Origin of the sequence: Erwinia sp. JUb26 (assembly GCF_003751505.1) — a bacterium.
In the GTDB taxonomy this organism is placed as follows: Bacteria; Pseudomonadota; Gammaproteobacteria; order Enterobacterales; family Enterobacteriaceae; genus Erwinia.
In genome coordinates this window covers 350,291-367,387 of the sequence record NZ_RJVB01000003.1, presented here as the reverse complement: position 1 = coordinate 367,387, position 17,097 = coordinate 350,291, and the positions used below count along the sequence as shown (strand labels likewise).

General features: G+C 57.8%; 16 protein-coding genes. 2 read left to right on the top strand and 14 right to left on the bottom strand.

Annotated elements, in window-relative coordinates:
* Positions 1-99 precede the first annotated feature (99 nt).
* Together mfd and EC836_RS10380 are read left to right on the top strand one after the other, a co-directional pair.
* The gene (gene mfd / locus EC836_RS10385) at positions 100-3,543 is read left to right on the top strand and encodes a transcription-repair coupling factor (RefSeq protein WP_123332732.1); all 3,444 of its coding nucleotides are present in this window, start codon (positions 100-102) and stop codon (positions 3,541-3,543) included.
* Between the two features lie 369 nt (positions 3,544-3,912).
* Entirely contained in the window at positions 3,913-4,353 is a 441-nt protein-coding gene (locus EC836_RS10380) for a hypothetical protein (RefSeq protein WP_123332730.1), read from the top strand.
* 271 nt (positions 4,354-4,624) lie between these two features.
* Here EC836_RS10380 and EC836_RS10375 read toward each other — a convergent pair whose 3' ends face one another.
* From EC836_RS10375 to pabC, 14 genes are all read right to left on the bottom strand, one after another.
* Positions 4,625-5,164, bottom strand: coding sequence for a glycine zipper 2TM domain-containing protein (locus EC836_RS10375; RefSeq protein WP_123332728.1), 540 nt, complete (start codon positions 5,162-5,164; stop codon positions 4,625-4,627).
* Between the two features lie 287 nt (positions 5,165-5,451).
* Entirely contained in the window at positions 5,452-6,756 is a 1,305-nt protein-coding gene (locus EC836_RS10370) for an NAD(P)/FAD-dependent oxidoreductase (RefSeq protein WP_123332726.1), read from the bottom strand.
* Between the two features lie 243 nt (positions 6,757-6,999).
* Positions 7,000-7,542, bottom strand: coding sequence for an alpha/beta hydrolase YcfP (ycfP, locus tag EC836_RS10365; RefSeq protein ID WP_123333171.1), 543 nt, complete (start codon positions 7,540-7,542; stop codon positions 7,000-7,002).
* Positions 7,543-7,577: 35 nt separating this feature from the next.
* Entirely contained in the window at positions 7,578-8,597 is a 1,020-nt protein-coding gene (gene nagZ / locus EC836_RS10360; protein WP_123332724.1) for a beta-N-acetylhexosaminidase, read from the bottom strand.
* A 41-nt stretch (positions 8,598-8,638) separates the two neighbouring features.
* A complete protein-coding gene (gene thiK, locus EC836_RS10355) occupies positions 8,639-9,487 on the bottom strand; it encodes a thiamine kinase (protein ID WP_123332722.1) in 849 nt (282 codons plus the stop codon).
* Positions 9,471-10,064 carry a penicillin-binding protein activator LpoB gene (lpoB, locus tag EC836_RS10350; protein ID WP_370347505.1) on the bottom strand — a complete coding sequence of 198 codons (594 nt, stop codon included), beginning with the start codon at positions 10,062-10,064 and terminating at the stop codon, positions 9,471-9,473. The genes thiK and lpoB overlap by 17 nt, the downstream gene beginning before the upstream one ends.
* Before the next feature lie 23 nt (positions 10,065-10,087).
* Entirely contained in the window at positions 10,088-10,456 is a 369-nt protein-coding gene (locus EC836_RS10345; protein WP_123332719.1) for a YcfL family protein, read from the bottom strand.
* 26 nt (positions 10,457-10,482) lie between these two features.
* On the bottom strand, positions 10,483-10,833 hold the full coding sequence (gene hinT / locus EC836_RS10340) for a purine nucleoside phosphoramidase (RefSeq protein WP_123332717.1): 351 nt from the start codon (positions 10,831-10,833) through the stop codon (positions 10,483-10,485).
* Positions 10,834-11,032: 199 nt separating this feature from the next.
* Positions 11,033-12,466, bottom strand: a complete 1,434-nt coding sequence (gene ptsG / locus EC836_RS10335) for a PTS glucose transporter subunit IIBC (protein WP_123332715.1) — start codon at positions 12,464-12,466, stop codon at positions 11,033-11,035.
* A gap of 297 nt (positions 12,467-12,763) precedes the next feature.
* Positions 12,764-13,555 (bottom strand): metal-dependent hydrolase, encoded by a 792-nt coding sequence (locus tag EC836_RS10330; protein WP_123332713.1) that lies wholly within the window; start codon positions 13,553-13,555, stop codon positions 12,764-12,766.
* An 11-nt stretch (positions 13,556-13,566) separates the two neighbouring features.
* Positions 13,567-14,565, bottom strand: coding sequence for a DNA polymerase III subunit delta' (gene holB, locus EC836_RS10325; protein WP_123332711.1), 999 nt, complete (start codon positions 14,563-14,565; stop codon positions 13,567-13,569).
* The gene (gene tmk, locus EC836_RS10320; RefSeq protein ID WP_123332709.1) at positions 14,562-15,194 is read right to left on the bottom strand and encodes a dTMP kinase; all 633 of its coding nucleotides are present in this window, start codon (positions 15,192-15,194) and stop codon (positions 14,562-14,564) included. Before tmk ends, holB begins: the two co-directional genes overlap by 4 nt.
* On the bottom strand, positions 15,184-16,209 hold the full coding sequence (gene yceG / locus EC836_RS10315) for a cell division protein YceG (protein ID WP_123332707.1): 1,026 nt from the start codon (positions 16,207-16,209) through the stop codon (positions 15,184-15,186). Before yceG ends, tmk begins: the two co-directional genes overlap by 11 nt.
* 17 nt (positions 16,210-16,226) lie before the next feature.
* Positions 16,227-17,021, bottom strand: a complete 795-nt coding sequence (gene pabC / locus EC836_RS10310; protein ID WP_123332705.1) for an aminodeoxychorismate lyase — start codon at positions 17,019-17,021, stop codon at positions 16,227-16,229.
* Between the last annotated feature and the right edge of the window lie 76 nt (positions 17,022-17,097).

Here is a 17,097-nt window from a genome sequence, read left to right as displayed (position 1 = left end):
AGAGCTGAATGGGGGCCGCTGCCGTCAGAGCCATTGCAGCCGACAGGCGTCATGGCGGCTCCCCTCTCTCCCATTTGAGTAGAGACTATCGAACTGAATATGCCTGAAAACTATCGTTATACGCTTCCCTCGCGCGCCGGGGATCAGCGGCTGCTGGGGCAGCTTACCGGCGCGGCCTGCGCCGTAGAATGTGCCGAAATTGTTGAACGCCACGCGGGCCCGGTGCTGCTGATCGCACCGGATATGCAGAATGCCCTGCGCCTGCAGGATGAAATCCGCCAGTTTACGGAACAGCCGGTGATGACGCTGGCGGACTGGGAAACGCTGCCTTTTGACAGTTTCTCCCCGCACCAGGAAATCATCTCTTCGCGCCTCTCCACGCTGTATCAGCTTCCCTCGCTAAGCCACGGTATTCTGATTTTACCGGTGAATACCCTGATGCAGCGCGTGTGCCCCCACAGTTTCCTGCACGGACATGCGCTGGTGATGAGCAAGGGGCAAAAGCTCTCCCGCGATACGCTGCGTTCCCAGCTTGAGCAGGCGGGTTATCGCAGCGTTGACCAGGTGATGGAGCACGGCGAATACGCCACGCGCGGTGCGCTGCTGGACCTGTATCCGATGGGCAGCGAACGGCCGTATCGTATCGACTTTTTCGATGATGAAATCGACAGCCTGCGTCTGTTTGACGTCGATACGCAGCGTACCCAGGAAGAAGTTTCCGCCATCAATCTGCTGCCGGCGCATGAGTTCCCGACGGACAAGAATGCCATTGAACTGTTCCGCAGCCAGTGGCGCGAGCAGTTTGACGTTCGCCGCGAGCCGGAACATATCTATCAGCAGGTGAGCAAAGGCACCCTGCCCGCCGGGATCGAATACTGGCAGCCGCTGTTTTTCGACCAGCCGTTACCCGCGATGTTCAGCTATCTGCCTGCCAGTACGCTGGTGGTGGTCGCGGGCGATCTGGAAAGCAGCGCCGAACGGTTCTGGCTGGATGTGAATACGCGTTTTGATAACCGCAAGGTTGATCCGATGCGCCCTCTGCTGTCGCCGCCCACGCTGTGGCTGCGCTGCGATGAACTCTTTGCCGAACTGAAAAACTGGCCGCGTATTCAGTTGCGCACCGACCTGCTGGCCGACAAAGCGGCGAATACTAATCTGCAGTATCAGCCGCTGCCGGATCTGGCCGTGCAGGCACAGGCGAAGTCACCGCTGGAAGCGCTGCGGAAATTCCTGGAATCCTTCAGCGGTTCGGTGGTGTTTTCCGTTGAGAGCGAAGGCCGCCGCGAGACGCTGCAGGAGCTGCTGGCTCGCATCAAGCTGAAGCCTAAACCGGTGCGCTCGCTGAAAGAGGCCGTTCAGCCGGGTCATTACCTGCTGATTGGTGCCAGCGAGCACGGTTTTGTTGACGGGTTGCGCAATCTGGCGCTGATTTGCGAGAGCGATCTGCTGGGCGAGCGCGTCAGCCGACGCCGCCAGGACAGCAAACGAACGATTAATCCTGACATACTGATCCGCAACCTTGCCGAGCTGCGCCCCGGCCAGCCGGTGGTCCACCTTGAGCACGGCGTCGGGCGCTATATTGGCCTGAGCACGCTGGAGACCGGCGGCATCACGGCAGAATACCTGATGCTGGCTTATGCCGGTGACGCCAAACTTTACGTGCCGGTATCGTCACTGCATCTGATCAGCCGCTATGCCGGTGGCGCCGAGGAAAATGCACCGCTGCACAAGCTGGGCAGCGATGCCTGGACGCGCGCAAGGCAGAAAGCCGCCGAAAAAGTGCGTGACGTGGCCGCCGAACTGCTGGATATCTATGCCCAGCGTGAAGCGAAAAAAGGCTTTGCATTCAAACACGATCGCCAGCAGTACCAGCTGTTCTGCGACGGTTTCCCGTTTGAAACCACGCCGGACCAGGCGCAGGCCATCAACGCAGTACTGAGCGATATGTGCCAGCCGCTGGCGATGGATCGTCTGGTGTGCGGTGACGTCGGATTTGGTAAGACCGAAGTGGCGATGCGCGCCGCATTTCTGGCCGTGGAAAACCACAAGCAGGTGGCGGTACTGGTGCCCACCACCCTGCTGGCTCAGCAGCACTACGATAACTTCCGCGATCGCTTTGCCAACTGGCCGGTGCGAATTGAAATGCTTTCCCGCTTCCGTACCGCGAAAGAGCAGGCGCTGGTGCAGACCGAAGCCGGCGAAGGCAAAGTCGATATTCTGATCGGCACGCACAAGCTGCTGCAAAATGACCTCAAATGGCGCGATCTCGGTCTGTTAATCGTCGATGAGGAGCACCGTTTTGGCGTGCGTCACAAGGAGCGTATCAAGGCAATGCGCGCCGACGTCGATATTCTGACGCTGACCGCCACGCCGATCCCCCGCACGCTGAATATGGCGATGAGCGGCATGCGCGATCTGTCGATTATCGCCACCCCTCCGGCGCGCCGCCTGGCGGTGAAGACCTTCGTTCGCGAATATGACGATCTGGTTGTGCGCGAGGCGATCCTGCGCGAGGTGCTGCGCGGTGGACAGGTCTATTACCTGTATAACGACGTGGAAAATATCGAAAAAGCCGCCCAGCGCTTATCCACGCTGGTGCCGGAAGCGCGGGTGGCAATCGGCCACGGCCAGATGCGCGAGCGCGAGCTGGAACGGGTGATGAATGACTTCCATCATCAGCGTTTCAACGTGCTGGTCTGTACCACCATTATAGAAACCGGTATCGATATTCCTACGGCCAACACCATCATTATCGAGCGCGCCGATCATTTTGGTCTGGCACAGCTGCACCAGCTGCGCGGCCGCGTGGGGCGTTCGCATCATCAGGCCTACGCCTGGCTGCTGACGCCGCATCCAAAAGCAATGACCGTGGATGCGCACAAGCGGCTTGAAGCTATCGCCTCGCTGGAGGATCTGGGTGCCGGTTTCGCACTGGCCACGCACGATTTAGAGATTCGTGGTGCCGGTGAGCTGCTGGGAGAAGGCCAGAGCGGGCAGATGGAGACGATTGGCTTCTCGCTGTATATGGAGCTGCTGGAAAATGCGGTAACGGCGCTGAAGGAGGGTCGTGAGCCGTCGCTGGAAGATTTGACCAGCAGCCAGACCGAGATTGAGCTGCGCATGCCGTCGCTGCTGCCCGATGATTTTATTCCTGACGTTAACACGCGCCTTTCGTTCTACAAACGCATTGCCAGCGCCCAGCAGCAGGGCGATCTGGACGATCTGAAGGTTGAGCTGATCGATCGTTTCGGTTTACTGCCGGATGCGGCACGTAACCTGCTGGATATTGCGGCCCTGCGGCTGATTGCTCAGAAGCTGGGCGTGCGTAAGATTGAGGCCAGCGATAACGGCGGTTACGTTGAGTTTGCCGAGAAGAATAAGGTGGATCCGATGTGGCTGATTGGGCTGCTGCAGAAGGAGCCGAAGCACTGGCGTCTTGATGGCCCAACGCGGCTGAAGTTTATTCGCGATCTGGCAGACCGTAAGGTGCGGATGAAGTGGGTGCAGGAGTTTATGCAGCGCATGCAGGAGAACGTGGGCTGACGGCGTGCTGGTCCTTTTGATGGTGCCCGGTTCGGTTTAAACCGTCTGAACCATTGTGCGGCGCTGAGCGGCAGGGGGCCCCTACGGGCGGTCCTCGCGTCGCTTCGCGATTCCTTCTCTCCGATCGTCAGCCTGTCGGACCGCCAGAGACGTGCCATCCGTGGCACGGCTCTGGCTTTCGTCCACGTCCCTGTGGACAAATCCTGGCTTCCTCTCTTCGCTCAGCGCTGCGGATTGCCCGTAGGGGCCCCCTGCCGCTCCGCTTTTGCATTCCGCGTTGTCTGTCAGAGAAAATTAGTGACCTCTTGTTATTCCACTGATTGATGGGAATAAATACTGTACAGCCGGGAATTTTGGCGCGGAAAAAATATGGAATGCGCCACAAGAAATGCGTTTTACATCGCGACAACGAAGGATAAAAAGGGACAGCCGCTGCGGTGGCTTACGGGCATTTCGCGCATTCGGGAAGCCACAACGTTGTCTGTAGCTAATAACCTTGCCCGCTGGCTTGACCACCGAAAAGAAGAGTTATCGCAGAATCGAAATTTTCGGCGCGGCGAAATGATCGGAATCCGCCACAAGAAATACGTTTACATCGCGACAACGAAAGATAAGAAGGGACAGCCGCTGCGGTGGCTTACGGGCATTTCGCGCATTCAGGAAGCCACAGCGTTGTTTGTAGCTAATAACCTTGCCCGCTGGCTTGACCACCGAAAAGAAGAGTTATCGCAGAATCGAAATTTTCGGCCCGGTGAAATATACGTAATGCGCCATGAGAAAAACGTTTTACATCGCGACAACGAAGGATAAAAAGGGACAGCCGCTGCGGTGGCTTACGGGCAATCCGCAGCGCTGAGGGGGAAGCAGCTGGCCAGGAGACACCGACAGGACGTCGGTGTCAGGCGAAGTCGGGTCAGGGACGACCCGTCTTCGCCGATCCGACCGGCCAGATGCGGCCACCGAGGGCATCGTGCAGAGCACGACGCGAGGACCGCCCAGAAGCCACCGCAGCGGCTGAACCGAGCCACCCAGCTTCCAGCGACTTCGGTAACTTCGGTAACTTCGGCCTGAAACTAACCGATCAGGCCTTATTATTCAACACCAGCTGACCATTGCCATCCAGCGGAATGCGTGTGCCGGGATCGTTATCCATACGGATCTTACCCTGCTGATCGCCAATCTTGTACGTCACGTCATAACCCATCATCTTGTCCTGCTTATCGTAGACGGTTTTACAACGCTGTTCGGTGGTGGTGTACGTATCGCGATCCTGCAACGCGCCCTGCACCTGATTACCACCGTAGCCACCGGCCAGTGCACCGGCCACGGTCGCCACATCGCGCCCGCGACCGCCGCCGAACTGATGACCCAGCACGCCACCCGCCACCGCACCCAACACGGAACCGGCGATTCGGTTCTCATCCTGCACCGCACGGCGATGCGTCAGCGTCACATTACGGCACTCCTGACGCGGCGTTTTCATCGTTTCTTTAATCGGGGTGGCGGACAAAACCTGTGCAAACTGCGGGCCGCGATCGAACACGTTCATACTGGCAACGGCAGCAACGCCCAGGGCTGCAGCCACACCGATCCCAATACCGGCTAACATTGATTTATTCACAGGAAACCCTCCTGAAAGTGTTACCGCGCATCTTTGCCTGCTGCGACATCCGTGGCAGGTACGGCATACTCGGCGTGCGCGACGCGCCGGGGTAATTAAGGCAAAGTTTGCTGCGGAGAGGGTAAACTGACAATCGGAATACGGGAAGAAATGCAGTTAGCGCATGATTAACACCACGTTTTAAGAGTGTTCCGAAGCGTTCACGCGGTCATCAATAAAAACGGCCCGTTGATAACGCTCAGTTAAGAACGTTACCCCGGGCCGTGTTAGCACTGCGCCAATAAAAATTAGTGCAGTTTCAGTCTTGGGCGGATCACGCGGTTGATACTGCCCACCAGCATCATCAGGCCGGTTTTGAAGTAGCCGTGCAGGGCGATCTGGTGCATACGGTACAGCGAGATATACACGAAGCGAGCGATGCGACCTTCTACCATCATCGAGCCGCGCATCAGGTTACCCATCAGGCTACCCACGGTGCTGAAGCGGGACAGAGAAACCAGTGAGCCGTGATCTTTATAGACATAGGCCTGCTGCGGCTTGCCTTTGATCTCAGCAAGGATGTTCGCCAGAACGCGGGATGCCATCTGGTGAGCAGACTGCGCACGCGGCGGTACGAAACCACCGGCAGGCAGCGCGCAGGACGCACAGTCACCGATCGCGTAGATGTTCGGATCGCGGGTGGTTTGCAGCGTAGGTTCGACCACCAGCTGATTAATACGGTTGGTTTCCAGACCGCCGATATCTTTCATAAAGTCCGGCGCCTTGATACCGGCCGCCCATACCATCAGATCGGCTTCGATGAATTCGCCAGACTTGGTGTTCAGGCCGTTTTTCTCGGCGCTGGTCACCATGGTTTGGGTCAGCACACGCACGCCGAGCTTGGTCAGCTCCTGGTGCGCAGCGCTGGAGATACGTGCAGGTAAAGCAGGCAGGATACGCTCGCCGGCTTCCACCAGCGTCACATTCAGCGCGTTGCTGTCGAGGTTTTTGTAGCCATAGCTGTGCAGCTGCTTAACGGCATTGTGCAGTTCGGCAGAAAGCTCAACGCCGGTCGCACCCGCACCGACGATAGCAATGTTCACCTTCTCCGTAACACCTTCGCTGGCGGAGAATTTCAGGAACAGGTTCAGCATTTCATTGTGGAAACGACGCGCCTGATGCGGATTATCCAGGAAGATGCAGTTGTCCTTCACGCCCGGCGTCCCGAAGTCATTCGAGGTGCTGCCCAGCGCCATCACCAGCGTGTCATACGCCAGTTCACGCTCAGGAACCAGCACGCTGCCCTGCGCATCACGTATTTCCGCCAGGTGAACGCGGTTGTTCTCGCGGTCCAGCTGCGTCAGCGTGCCCAGTTGGAACTGGAAGTTGTGCTTGTGCGCGTGAGCCAGGTAGCTCAGGCCGTCAATGCCTTCATCCAGTGAACCGGTCGCCACTTCATGCAGCAGAGGTTTCCACAAATGGCTGTGGTTACGATCCACCAGCGTGATTTGTGCTTTATTCTTACGCCCAAGCTTATGGCCCAGCTGGGTAGCCAGTTCCAGTCCGCCTGCCCCCCCGCCGATAATAACAATTTTCTTCATAGGTGCTGTCAAACGACCCTCTCTAAAAGTGAACCAATCGTTAACCAAAAGTTAAATAAATAACCTTGGTAAACATAGGGTTGGCGATGTTAATTCGCAAGCTGAGGGCAGGATATCACGGGGGAATTCATGAGTTCTACGAAAATTGATCCTGGTCAATTTTATTATAAAAACCACGAATAGTAAGAATAAACTTAGATACGCAACCCGCGCAATGCGGGTTACGGGAAGAAGAAATAACGCCTGTTTTGATGATTAGCCGAGGGTTTTGAAGTGATTAATTCGCGGCAGATGATGGGCGATATTTTTGAATTTATGCCCTTCAACTTCATCCCACACCAGCTCATAATATTCCCGCAGCAGCGCCGCACTACGTTGACTATCAAGGGCATCGTCATTGCGCGACAGGAAAGTCAGGCAGCGGCTGTGGTTTTTCTCGCGGAAGTCCTGCACGCATTTGGTGGCGATATCCAGGTACTCCTCGGGGCGATCGATTTTGCCTTCCATCACCTCCTGCGGCCAGAGATTTGGATTAAACATCGCCTGGCGGATATTGCATAGAAATCCCACGCGCTCCGCCCAAAACCCGCCCAGCCCCACGCCGCAAATCAGCGGCGAGGGATCGCTGCCCTGCTTTAACAGCTTATCGGTCTCTTTAAGAATATGTTGCATGTCGTGCTTCGGATGTCGGGTGCTGTAGCTCACCAGCCTGACATCCGGGTCAATAAACTGCAGCTGTAAAACCTTTTCGTGATTGCCAGGACTGTTAGAGTCAAAACCATGTAGGTAGATAATCATCGTCATTCTCACTTTACGTGCCGCAGACGGCGGAGTCAGTCACCTGTTGCAGCTTTGTGTGCCAGCCAGCGCTCCTGAAGGTTATCGAGTGTCGCGCTGATTTGCTTCCAGCGGGAAGATCCCAGCAGCTGCTGGCGGGTATAGGAACCCCGATGGTATAGCCGGGTCACGCGCTCTGCATTGATCGGTGACAGGTTATCCAACACGCTGACCGCACCCGCACGGTTGTTACACACCAGAATCATATCGCATCCGGCGTCCAGCGCGGTCTGTCCGCGCTCGGCATAGCTGCCCATCACCGCCGCGCCCTCCATCGACAGATCGTCAGAGAAGATCACCCCGTCAAAGCCCAGCTCTTTACGCAGCACCTTTTGCAGCCAGTGCGAGGAACCGCTGGCCGGGCGCGGGTCGACTTCAGTATAGATAACGTGGGCGGGCATAATCGCGTCCAGCGCCTGTTCGTCGATCAGCTGTTTGAAAATCGTCATATCGTGCTGACGAATGTCCGCTTCGCTGCGGGTATCTCGCGGCGTTTCTTTATGGGAATCGGCGCTCACCGCACCGTGGCCTGGGAAGTGTTTTCCGGTCGTTTTCATCCCGGCTTCATGCATGCCGCGAATAAAACAACGCGCCAGCGCCAGCGCCTGCACCGGGTCTTCGTGGAACGCCCGCTCGCCGATCGCCGCGCTGCCGTGGCCGATATCCAGCACCGGCGCGAAGCTGATATCAATATCCATTGAAATCATCTCCGAAGCCATCAGCCAGCCCGCTTCCTGCGCCAGCCGCGCCGCTTCTGCCGCATCATTCAGCGCGGCAAAAGACTGCATCGCCGGCAGTCGACTGAAGCCTTCACGGAAGCGCTGCACGCGCCCGCCTTCCTGGTCGACGGCAATCACCAAACGATGACGCGATGCCGCGCGGATTTGTCTGACCAGCTCGGCCAGCTGTGCCGGATCGTGGTAGTTGCGGGTAAACAGAATCAAACCACCCACCAGCGGATGCTGCAAAATTTCGCGCTCTTCCGCCTCCAGCTCGTAGCCGAGCACATCTAACATTACCGGTCCCACACTGCACCTCTGCAAGCCTGTTTATCAGGCTAATTTAACTGTGAAAGCCGCTGCCAGCCTGTTGCTGCCAGCGTGCCAAAATGGTTTTCGCCGGTCTGTTGCCAGCGAAGTTCGTACCAGCTGGTGGCCAGCAGCAAAAGCCAGGGCTGCCAGCGCCGAATCTGGCGGAAAAGCCTGCCGCTGTCGAGATTCTGCCGGGCGGCAAAGGCGTCGATCAGCCGCTGCTGCTGCGCGTCGTTCAGCCCGTTAATATCAATCAGCGCGGCCAGCTCAAGCGCCACGTCGCCGTCTCCCGCATACTCCCAGTCGATCAATCGCAAACGACCGCCGTCGCCGATAAGGTTGCCGCAGTGGATATCCATATGCAGCACCGCCAGCCGCAGCGGGGGCGGCTCGCCGCGACGGCGCAGACGCTTAAGCGCCCTGAGCCAGGTCAGCGTGCGGCGAGAGGGATGGCTGCGCTGCCAGTAGTCCATCAACAGGGGCATCAGCTGAAGCCGATAGCCGCTGAGCGGCTGGCGGTGCAGCGCGGCAATCAGCTCGGACAGCGGTTCCAGCGCCCGGCCGAATTCCTCCGCAGACAGCATCTCTCCCGGCAGCCAGTCTAGCAGCAGCCAGTGACGGCTGCGGCCGTAGACCGCAGGCACCAGCCCGCTGGCATGGAGTTTACGCAGAATGCGGTATTCACGCTGGCGATCCACTCCGGGCATCTGCAGTGCTCCGGCAGCGCGGCGAGCCAGCAGGGTCTGATTGGGAAGAGAAACTTTCATGCTGTAACCGCTCAGGCCGTCCAGCGGTAAAACGGTACCGGCGGCCTGCGCCGCCGGAAACTGTCGTGTTATCAGCTGCCGCAAATCGCCGTTAATGCTGAACGTCACCGCTGCCCGACCAGATGATCTCGCCGGTTTGCACCAGCATCAGCTGCATCTGCAGTTCGGGTGATTTCACATCACCCTGCGCGTTGCTGTAAAGCACGTACTGCGCGCCGACGTAGCGCGCCAGGCCAATCGCTTTGCTGCGCGACACCAGGCTGTCTTCCGCCGACAGGCCCAGCGTCTGTTTCGCCACCGCCAGCTGCTGCGGCGTGACCAGGGTAAACTGGCTGTTGTTCGCCAGCGCACTCTGAAGCGCAGCGGTCGCTTTAGCGCTTTGCAGGCTGCCGTTGGTGCTGTTTTTCACATTATCGACCAGCAGCACGCTGCCCGCCGTCACGCCTTCGGCCTTCAGCATCTGTGCCACTAACGGAGTAACGCTGGCCTGCCAATTGATGCTTTGCATTTTCGGCGGCTGCGGCACGGTTTCGATCGGTCCGGGCTGCGCAGGTACCGGCTGAGGTTGCTGCGGCTGTACCGGTTCTACCGGCGCAGGCTGCTGTGGCTGCTCGGGCTGCTGCTGGTCGAGAACACAACCGCTGAGGATCAGCGCCAGCGCCAGCACGCCAGAAAATTTTAACAGGTGACTTGTCACGCCATCACTCCTTACAGATACAGGTAAAGGCGAACTTTGCTCGCCGTCAGATTGCCGGTTTGCGATGAAATGTCGGTTTTACCCTTCGCGGGCACCACCAGCGTTCGCGGTTTCTCATAGGGCAGAATTTCCAGCCCGCGATCGTCATACCAGTAGAAACGATAGGTGACTTTGACCGGTTTTTCCTGCTGATTGACCAACGTGCTGACCGCGCGCTGCTGACCTTCCGTTTCGCCGATGATCGGCTCATCGGTGGTGATACCGGCTGAAAGCACCGAGGATTCCATCACCAGCGACTGTGAGGTATTAATGGTGGTACGATCGTTACTGCATCCGGTTAATGCAATCAGTAACGTCAGAGCCGTCAGACATGCCCGCATAACATTGTGTCCCCGTTCACCGGCGCTCAGGAGGCCAGCATTGGGCCTAAAGGACGGCCACCGACCAGATGAAGGTGAATATGATACACCTCCTGGCCACCGTGTTTATTGCAGTTGATGATCAGGCGGTAGCCGTCTTCGGCAATGCCTTCCTGCTTAGCGATTTTAGCAGCGACGGTGATCATTCGCCCCAGCGCGGCCTCGTGTTCAGCCTGAACGTCGTTGGCGGTCGGGATCAATACATTCGGGACGATCAAAATATGGCTTGGCGCCTGCGGTGAGATATCGCGAAATGCGGTGACCAGCTCATCCTGGAACAGGATGTCGGATGGGATCTCACGACGGATAATTTTACTGAAAATCGTTTCTTCGGCCATGTTGCATATCCTTAGCAGTGTTTTTTTATAACCGCAGTATGAGCGAGAAAATCGTTTTCTTTCAACCTGCAACTGATTTTTCTTTCACGACTGCGCGGCTTTGCAGCAGTTCAGCATCCGGACAGCACGATTAATCCGCCCGCTAAATAGCAAAAGGGGAAGCCGCCGGCCTCCCCTTTTGCGTCATCATCCTGCCCGATTACATCTTGCGGATATAGTCATCCATATCGGTTTTCAGGTTGTCAGATTTGGTACCGAAAATTGCCTGCACGCCGGAACCAGCAACGACCACACCGGCCGCGCCCAGTTTTTTCAAACCGGCCTGGTCAACCTTGCTGACGTCAGCAACGCTGACGCGTAAACGAGTGATGCAGGCATCCAGGTTAGTGATGTTGTCTTTACCACCGAAGGCGGCAACCAGGTTCGCAGCCATTTCGGTGGCGTTCCCGGTGGTCTGCTCGGTGGTGCTGTCTTCACGGCCCGGCGTTTTCAGGTTGAGCTTGGCAATCAGCACGCGGAAGATGGTGTAGTACACCAGACCGTAGATGATACCCACGATTGGGAACAGCCAGATTTTGCTGCTGTTGCCGCTCAGCACGATAAAGTCGATCAGACCGTGCGAGAAGCTGGTGCCGTCGCGCATGCCCAGCAGAATACAGATTGGGAATGCCAGACCGGCCAGGATAGCGTGGATCGCATACAGGATTGGCGCAACGAACATGAATGAGAATTCAATCGGTTCGGTGATACCAGTCAGGAACGAGGTCAGCGCTGCGGAGATCATGATGCCGCCCACTTTCGCGCGGTTTTCCGGTTTCGCTGAGTGCCAGATAGCAATCGCCGCCGCTGGCAGACCGTACATTTTGAACAGGAAGCCGCCTGACAGTTTACCTGCGGTTGGGTCACCCGCCATATAGCGAGGGATATCACCGTGGAAGACCTGGCCCGCCGCGTTGGTGAATTCACCAATCTGCATCTGGAAAGGAACGTTCCAGATATGGTGCAGACCGAACGGCACCAGAGAACGTTCAACCACGCCGTAGATACCGAATGCAACCACTGGGTTCTGATACGCCGCCCACTGGGAGAAGGTCTGGATAGCCGTACCCACCGGTGGCCAGATGAAGGAAAGCACCACGCCCAGGAAGATCGCCGTCAGGCCGGAGATAATCGGCACGAAGCGTTTTCCGGCAAAGAAGCCCAGATATTCGGGGAGCTGGATGCGGTAGAAGCGGTTGAACATGTAGGCCGCTATCGAACCGGCAATAATCCCGCCGAGGACGCCGGTATCCGCCAGGTGTTTAGCGGCGATTTCATCCGCAGGCAGATGCAGCACCAACGGTGCGACAACCGCCATGGTTTTCACCATGATGCCGTAGGCAACAACGGCAGCCAGCGCGGAAACACCGTCGTTATTGGTAAAGCCGAGTGCCACGCCGATGGCAAAAATCAGCGGCATATTGGCAAATACCGAGCCGCCCGCTTCCGCCATAACCTGCGAGACTACCGCTGGCAGCCAGCTGAAGTTGGCGGAACCAACGCCCAACAGAATACCTGCAATCGGCAGGACCGATACAGGCAACATCAGCGATTTACCGACCTTTTGCAGGTTCGCAAATGCATTTTTGAACATAGTGTAAAGCTCCTGAGTATGAGTGCTTTTCTTCGCGCCGGGCGCGTTACAAAGGGGGGAGGACCCTTTGCGGGTGAGGCGTCGTTGCGCCCCTGATATTTATTACGAAGAGTAAAATAAATCCGCGTAAATTTGTTTGATGACTATCACGTTTCGTTGAACGCACCGCAGCTCTTTAGAAGATTTCACAAAGATTTGCGACTTTTTTCAGCAAAAAAAATGCAGCCACCGTTTTTATCGGGCTGCACTTTACAAATTTTCCGTATTAATTACGAGCCATAAAAGAAAGCCCGGCGATTAATCGGTCAGGCGCGACATAGGGACATGGAACAGTCGGGAGAAGTTTTGCGTGGTGGCCTGCGCCAGCTCCTCGATGCTCACGCCCTTTACCACCGCCATGTATTCCGCGACGTCGCGGGTGTAGGCGGGCTGATTCTCTTTACCACGGTGTGGAACCGGGGCCAGATACGGTGAGTCGGTTTCGACCAGCATTCTGTCCAGCGGCACATAGCGCGCGGCTTCGCGGATCTGCTCAGCATTACGGAAGGTGGCAATACCGGAGAAGGAGATATAGAAGCCCATATCCAGCAGTTTTTCCGCCGTTTCACGATCTTCGGTAAAGCAGTGTAGTACGCCGCCACAGCCCTCGGCCTGCTCTTCCTGCAGAATCGCCAGCGTATCCTCCCGCGCATCGCGGGTATGAACGATCACCGGCTTATTCAGATCGCGGCCCACGCGGATGTGCTCACGGAATGAAGCCTGCTGGCGCGCTTTGGTTTCTTTCTGGTAGAAGTAGTCCAGACCAGTTTCGCCCATGGCAATCACTCGGGGATCGGCGGCAAGCTGCCGCAGTTCAGCAAAATCGTACTCTTCTTCCTGGTTCAGCGGATGGACGCCACAGGAGTACGCCACGTTGGCACGATCGCCAATCAGTTCGATCATCGCCTTATAGCCGGGCAGCGTGGTGGCGACCGCCAGCAAAAATTTCACCTCACGCGCTGCGGCTTTTGCCAGAACGTCGGAGACATCCTGATGCAGCGTTTCATAGTTCAGGCCATCCAGATGGCAGTGCGAATCTACTAAAAACATAATCGTTACTCTTAACCTGTTAAATCGTTAGCGTGAGGATGCAGAATGGCTTCCCAGCTCAGCAGCAGATCGGTAAGCAGCAGCTCGCGGTTAACCGCTACGACATTCAGAAGACGGTCGCGGCAGGTCAGCCACTGGCGGAGACTGGCGTCAATCGCCGTGGCCGGCAGCAGGCTGGCAATCTGCATCACCAACGCCTGGCAGTCCACATTGCTGATAAAAGCCCCGCCGCCCTGCTGCCATTTCACCGCATCCACCAGCAGCGAACAGAGCCAGCCGATGCGCCGTGCGGCATCATCATGATTCAGCGCGGGCAGCAGGCTGAGCAGATCGCCCTGAATCGCGGTGGGCAGCGCCTGGCAAACCAGCTGGCGCTGCTGCCAGTTTTTCTCTTCCAGCAGCGTCAACGCGGCCGCAGGTGCGCCGCTGGTCAGTCGCAGTGCCGTGGTCCGCTCATTCAGGCCCGCCGCGCACTGCTTTTGTAGCCAGTGCAGGCTCTGCGTTTCATCCGGCGGCGCGAGGTGCCACTGCAGGCAGCGGCTGCGCAGCGTAGCCAGCAGGCGCGAGGGTTCATGGCAGCTCAGTAAGAACCAGGTATTCTGCGGCGGTTCTTCCAGCGTTTTGAGCAGGGCATTTGCAGCGGCTTCGGTCAGCTGTGCAGCATCCGGCAGCCAGACCACTTTTGCGCCGCCCTGCTGGGCGTGATGGTAGAGCTTTTCCGTTACGCTGCGCACCGCATCAATCCCCAGCGCACTTTTGCCTTTTTCGGCTTCCAGCCGATACCAGTCAGGGTGCGTTCCCGCCTGCATTAGCTGGCACGCATGGCAGCTGCCGCAGCTTTTCAGCCCGTCCGGCTGGCGGCACATCAGCCAGCGGCCGATCCCCCAGACCAGCGCATCGTCACCCATGCCGGGCAGCGCCTGGATCAGCAGCGCATGATGGGCACGCCCTGCCTGATGCTGGCTGATAATCTGCCGGTAGCTGCTATTCAGCCACGGATACCAGTTCATTGCTGTTCCTGTAACCACTGCTGCAGCGTATGCTCCAGCTGCTGCGTCACCTGCGGAAGGTCCTGGGTGGCATCAATGGTTTTAATCCGCGCGTCGGCAGCGGCCAGCGCCAGATAACGGTCGCGGGTGCGGATAAAGAAGTTCAGCGACTCCTGCTCAATGCGGTCCAGCGCACCGCGTGCCCGGGCACGCTGCAGGCCGATTTCAGGAGTGACGTCCAGATAGAGCGTCAGGTCAGGGGAAAAGTCACCCAGCACCGCCTGCTTCAGGCTGCCCATCAGCTGATTATCCATGCCACGACCGCCGCCCTGATAAGCCTGCGACGACAGATCGTGCCTGTCTCCCACCACCCAGGCTCCCCGGGCCAGCGCCGGTTTGATCACGTTTTCCACCAGCTGCACGCGCGCGGCATACAGCATCAGCAGCTCGGCCTTATCGGTAACCTGCTCGCCCTCAATCCCCTGCTTGATCAGATCGCGCAGCTTCTCCGCCAGCGGCGTGCCGCCGGGTTCGCGGGTGAAGACAATATCGTTAATGCCATGACGGCGCAGCTCAGCCACAATCGCATCACGCGCGGTGGTTTTCCCTGCCCCTTCCAGGCCTTCAATAACGATAAATTTACTGTTCATTTTTTTCCTTCAGCGCCAGGCGATACACCTGCACGGCTTTATTGTGGCTTGCCAGATTGGTGGTAAACGTATGGCCACCTTTCCCATCGGCAACGAAATAGAGGAAGTTGGTCTTCAGCGGATGCGCTGCGGCTTCCAGCGAGGCTTTGCCCGGCATCGCAATCGGCCCGGGCGGCAGGCCGTTGATGGTATAGGTGTTCCAGGCCGTCGGCGTTTCCAGATCTTTGCGCGTCAGCGGGCCGCGATAGTCCGGCCCAAGGCCATAGATCACCGTCGGATCGGTTTGCAGACGCATGCCCAGCCGCAGACGGTTAATAAATACCGACGCCACCCGGCTGCGCTCTTCGCTGACCGCCGTTTCCTTTTCAATAATGGAGGCCATGGTCAGCATATCATTTTTGCTTTTATAGGGCAGGTTATCCATTTTTCCCTGCCACTGCGCATCCACCTCTTTTTCCATCCGCTGGTAAGCGCGCTTGAGCACCGCGACATCGGTGGTATTGGCGGTATACAGATAGGTATCAGGATAGAACCAGCCCTCAACGCCCTTTGACTCGCCGTCCAGCTTCAGCGCATCGGCGACGGTAGCCAGTTGGTCATCCGCCAGAGTGTGCTTAATATACGGCGCGCTGCGCAGCTGGCCGAGCCACTCCTGCATCCGCGTGCCTTCAACAAAACGCAGCGGGAACTGGGCCTCTTTGCCGCTGGCAAGCAGCGCCAGCATGTCGCGCACGGTCATGTTGGGATCGAGGCGGTAGGTCCCGGCCTTAAACTTCGCCAGATCCGGCTCCAGCTTTAGTAGTGTGCCAAACCACGGGCTCTGTTTGATGATGTGTTTTGATTCCAGCTGAGCTTCCAGCACCACCCGGCCAGAACCCGCCGGGAGGGTAAAGATGGTTTCTTTGTCCACCGTCAGCGTTGAATCGGCAAACTGGCGGGTTTGCCAGTATCCGTACCCGACGGCCAGCAGAGAGACAGCAACGACCCCGGCGATAATTTTGCGTGTTTTAGTCATGAAAATTCCACGGTTGATTAATGGGGGTTAAGCAGACGAAATAAACGGCGTGAGCTGAAGTGCCATGCCTCGATCTGGCGGACGGGTAAAACCGGCATCAGCGCGTTGGTGATCAGCACTTCTTCGGCTTGCGCCAGCACCTCAATGCCCACGCGGACCTCAGTCAGGGTGAATCCCAGTTCGACGACCCGGCGCATAACCCACTGGCGCTGGATGCCGTTCACGCCCGACGCGCTCAGGTCCGGGGTAAAAACCTGCTCCCCGATGCGCCAGAAAAAATTCGCCGCACAGCATTCCACCAGCATGCCATCAGTGTCAAGCACCAGCGCCTCGTCGGCACCGGTCTGCTCAAGCCGTGTGCGGATCAGCACCTGCTCCAGGCGGTTAAGATGCTTTATTCCCGCCAGCAGAGAGTTTTTCCCCAGCGCAATCGGGCTGAGGGCCAGCCTTGCCCCGCTCTCTCGCAGCGCGTGGTAGTGCGCAGGATAGGCGGAAACGGAGACGATGCGGGTGGGTGCGGCACAGCCCGCGGCGCTGTATCCCCGGCCACCACTGCCCCGGGTGACGATCGCCTTCAGTACGCCATCGTCGCGATCCGCGGCAGCGTTAAGCATTTCCCGACGCAGTAACTCCCAGTCTACACCGCTAATCAGCAGTCGCTCACAGCCCTGCTGCAGACGCGCAATATGGGCCTCGAACAGGTCGACGTTGCCGGACCTGATGCGGGCGGTGGTAAAACAGCCGTCACCAAACTGCACGGCCCGATCGCTCGCCGCAACAACGTTCTGCTTCTCGCCATTGACCCACATCATGCTGACGTCTCCATTATCGATCATGCTGCAAGATTACCCGTCCGGCGCGCCAGAATCATCCGAATCTATCGCGGGG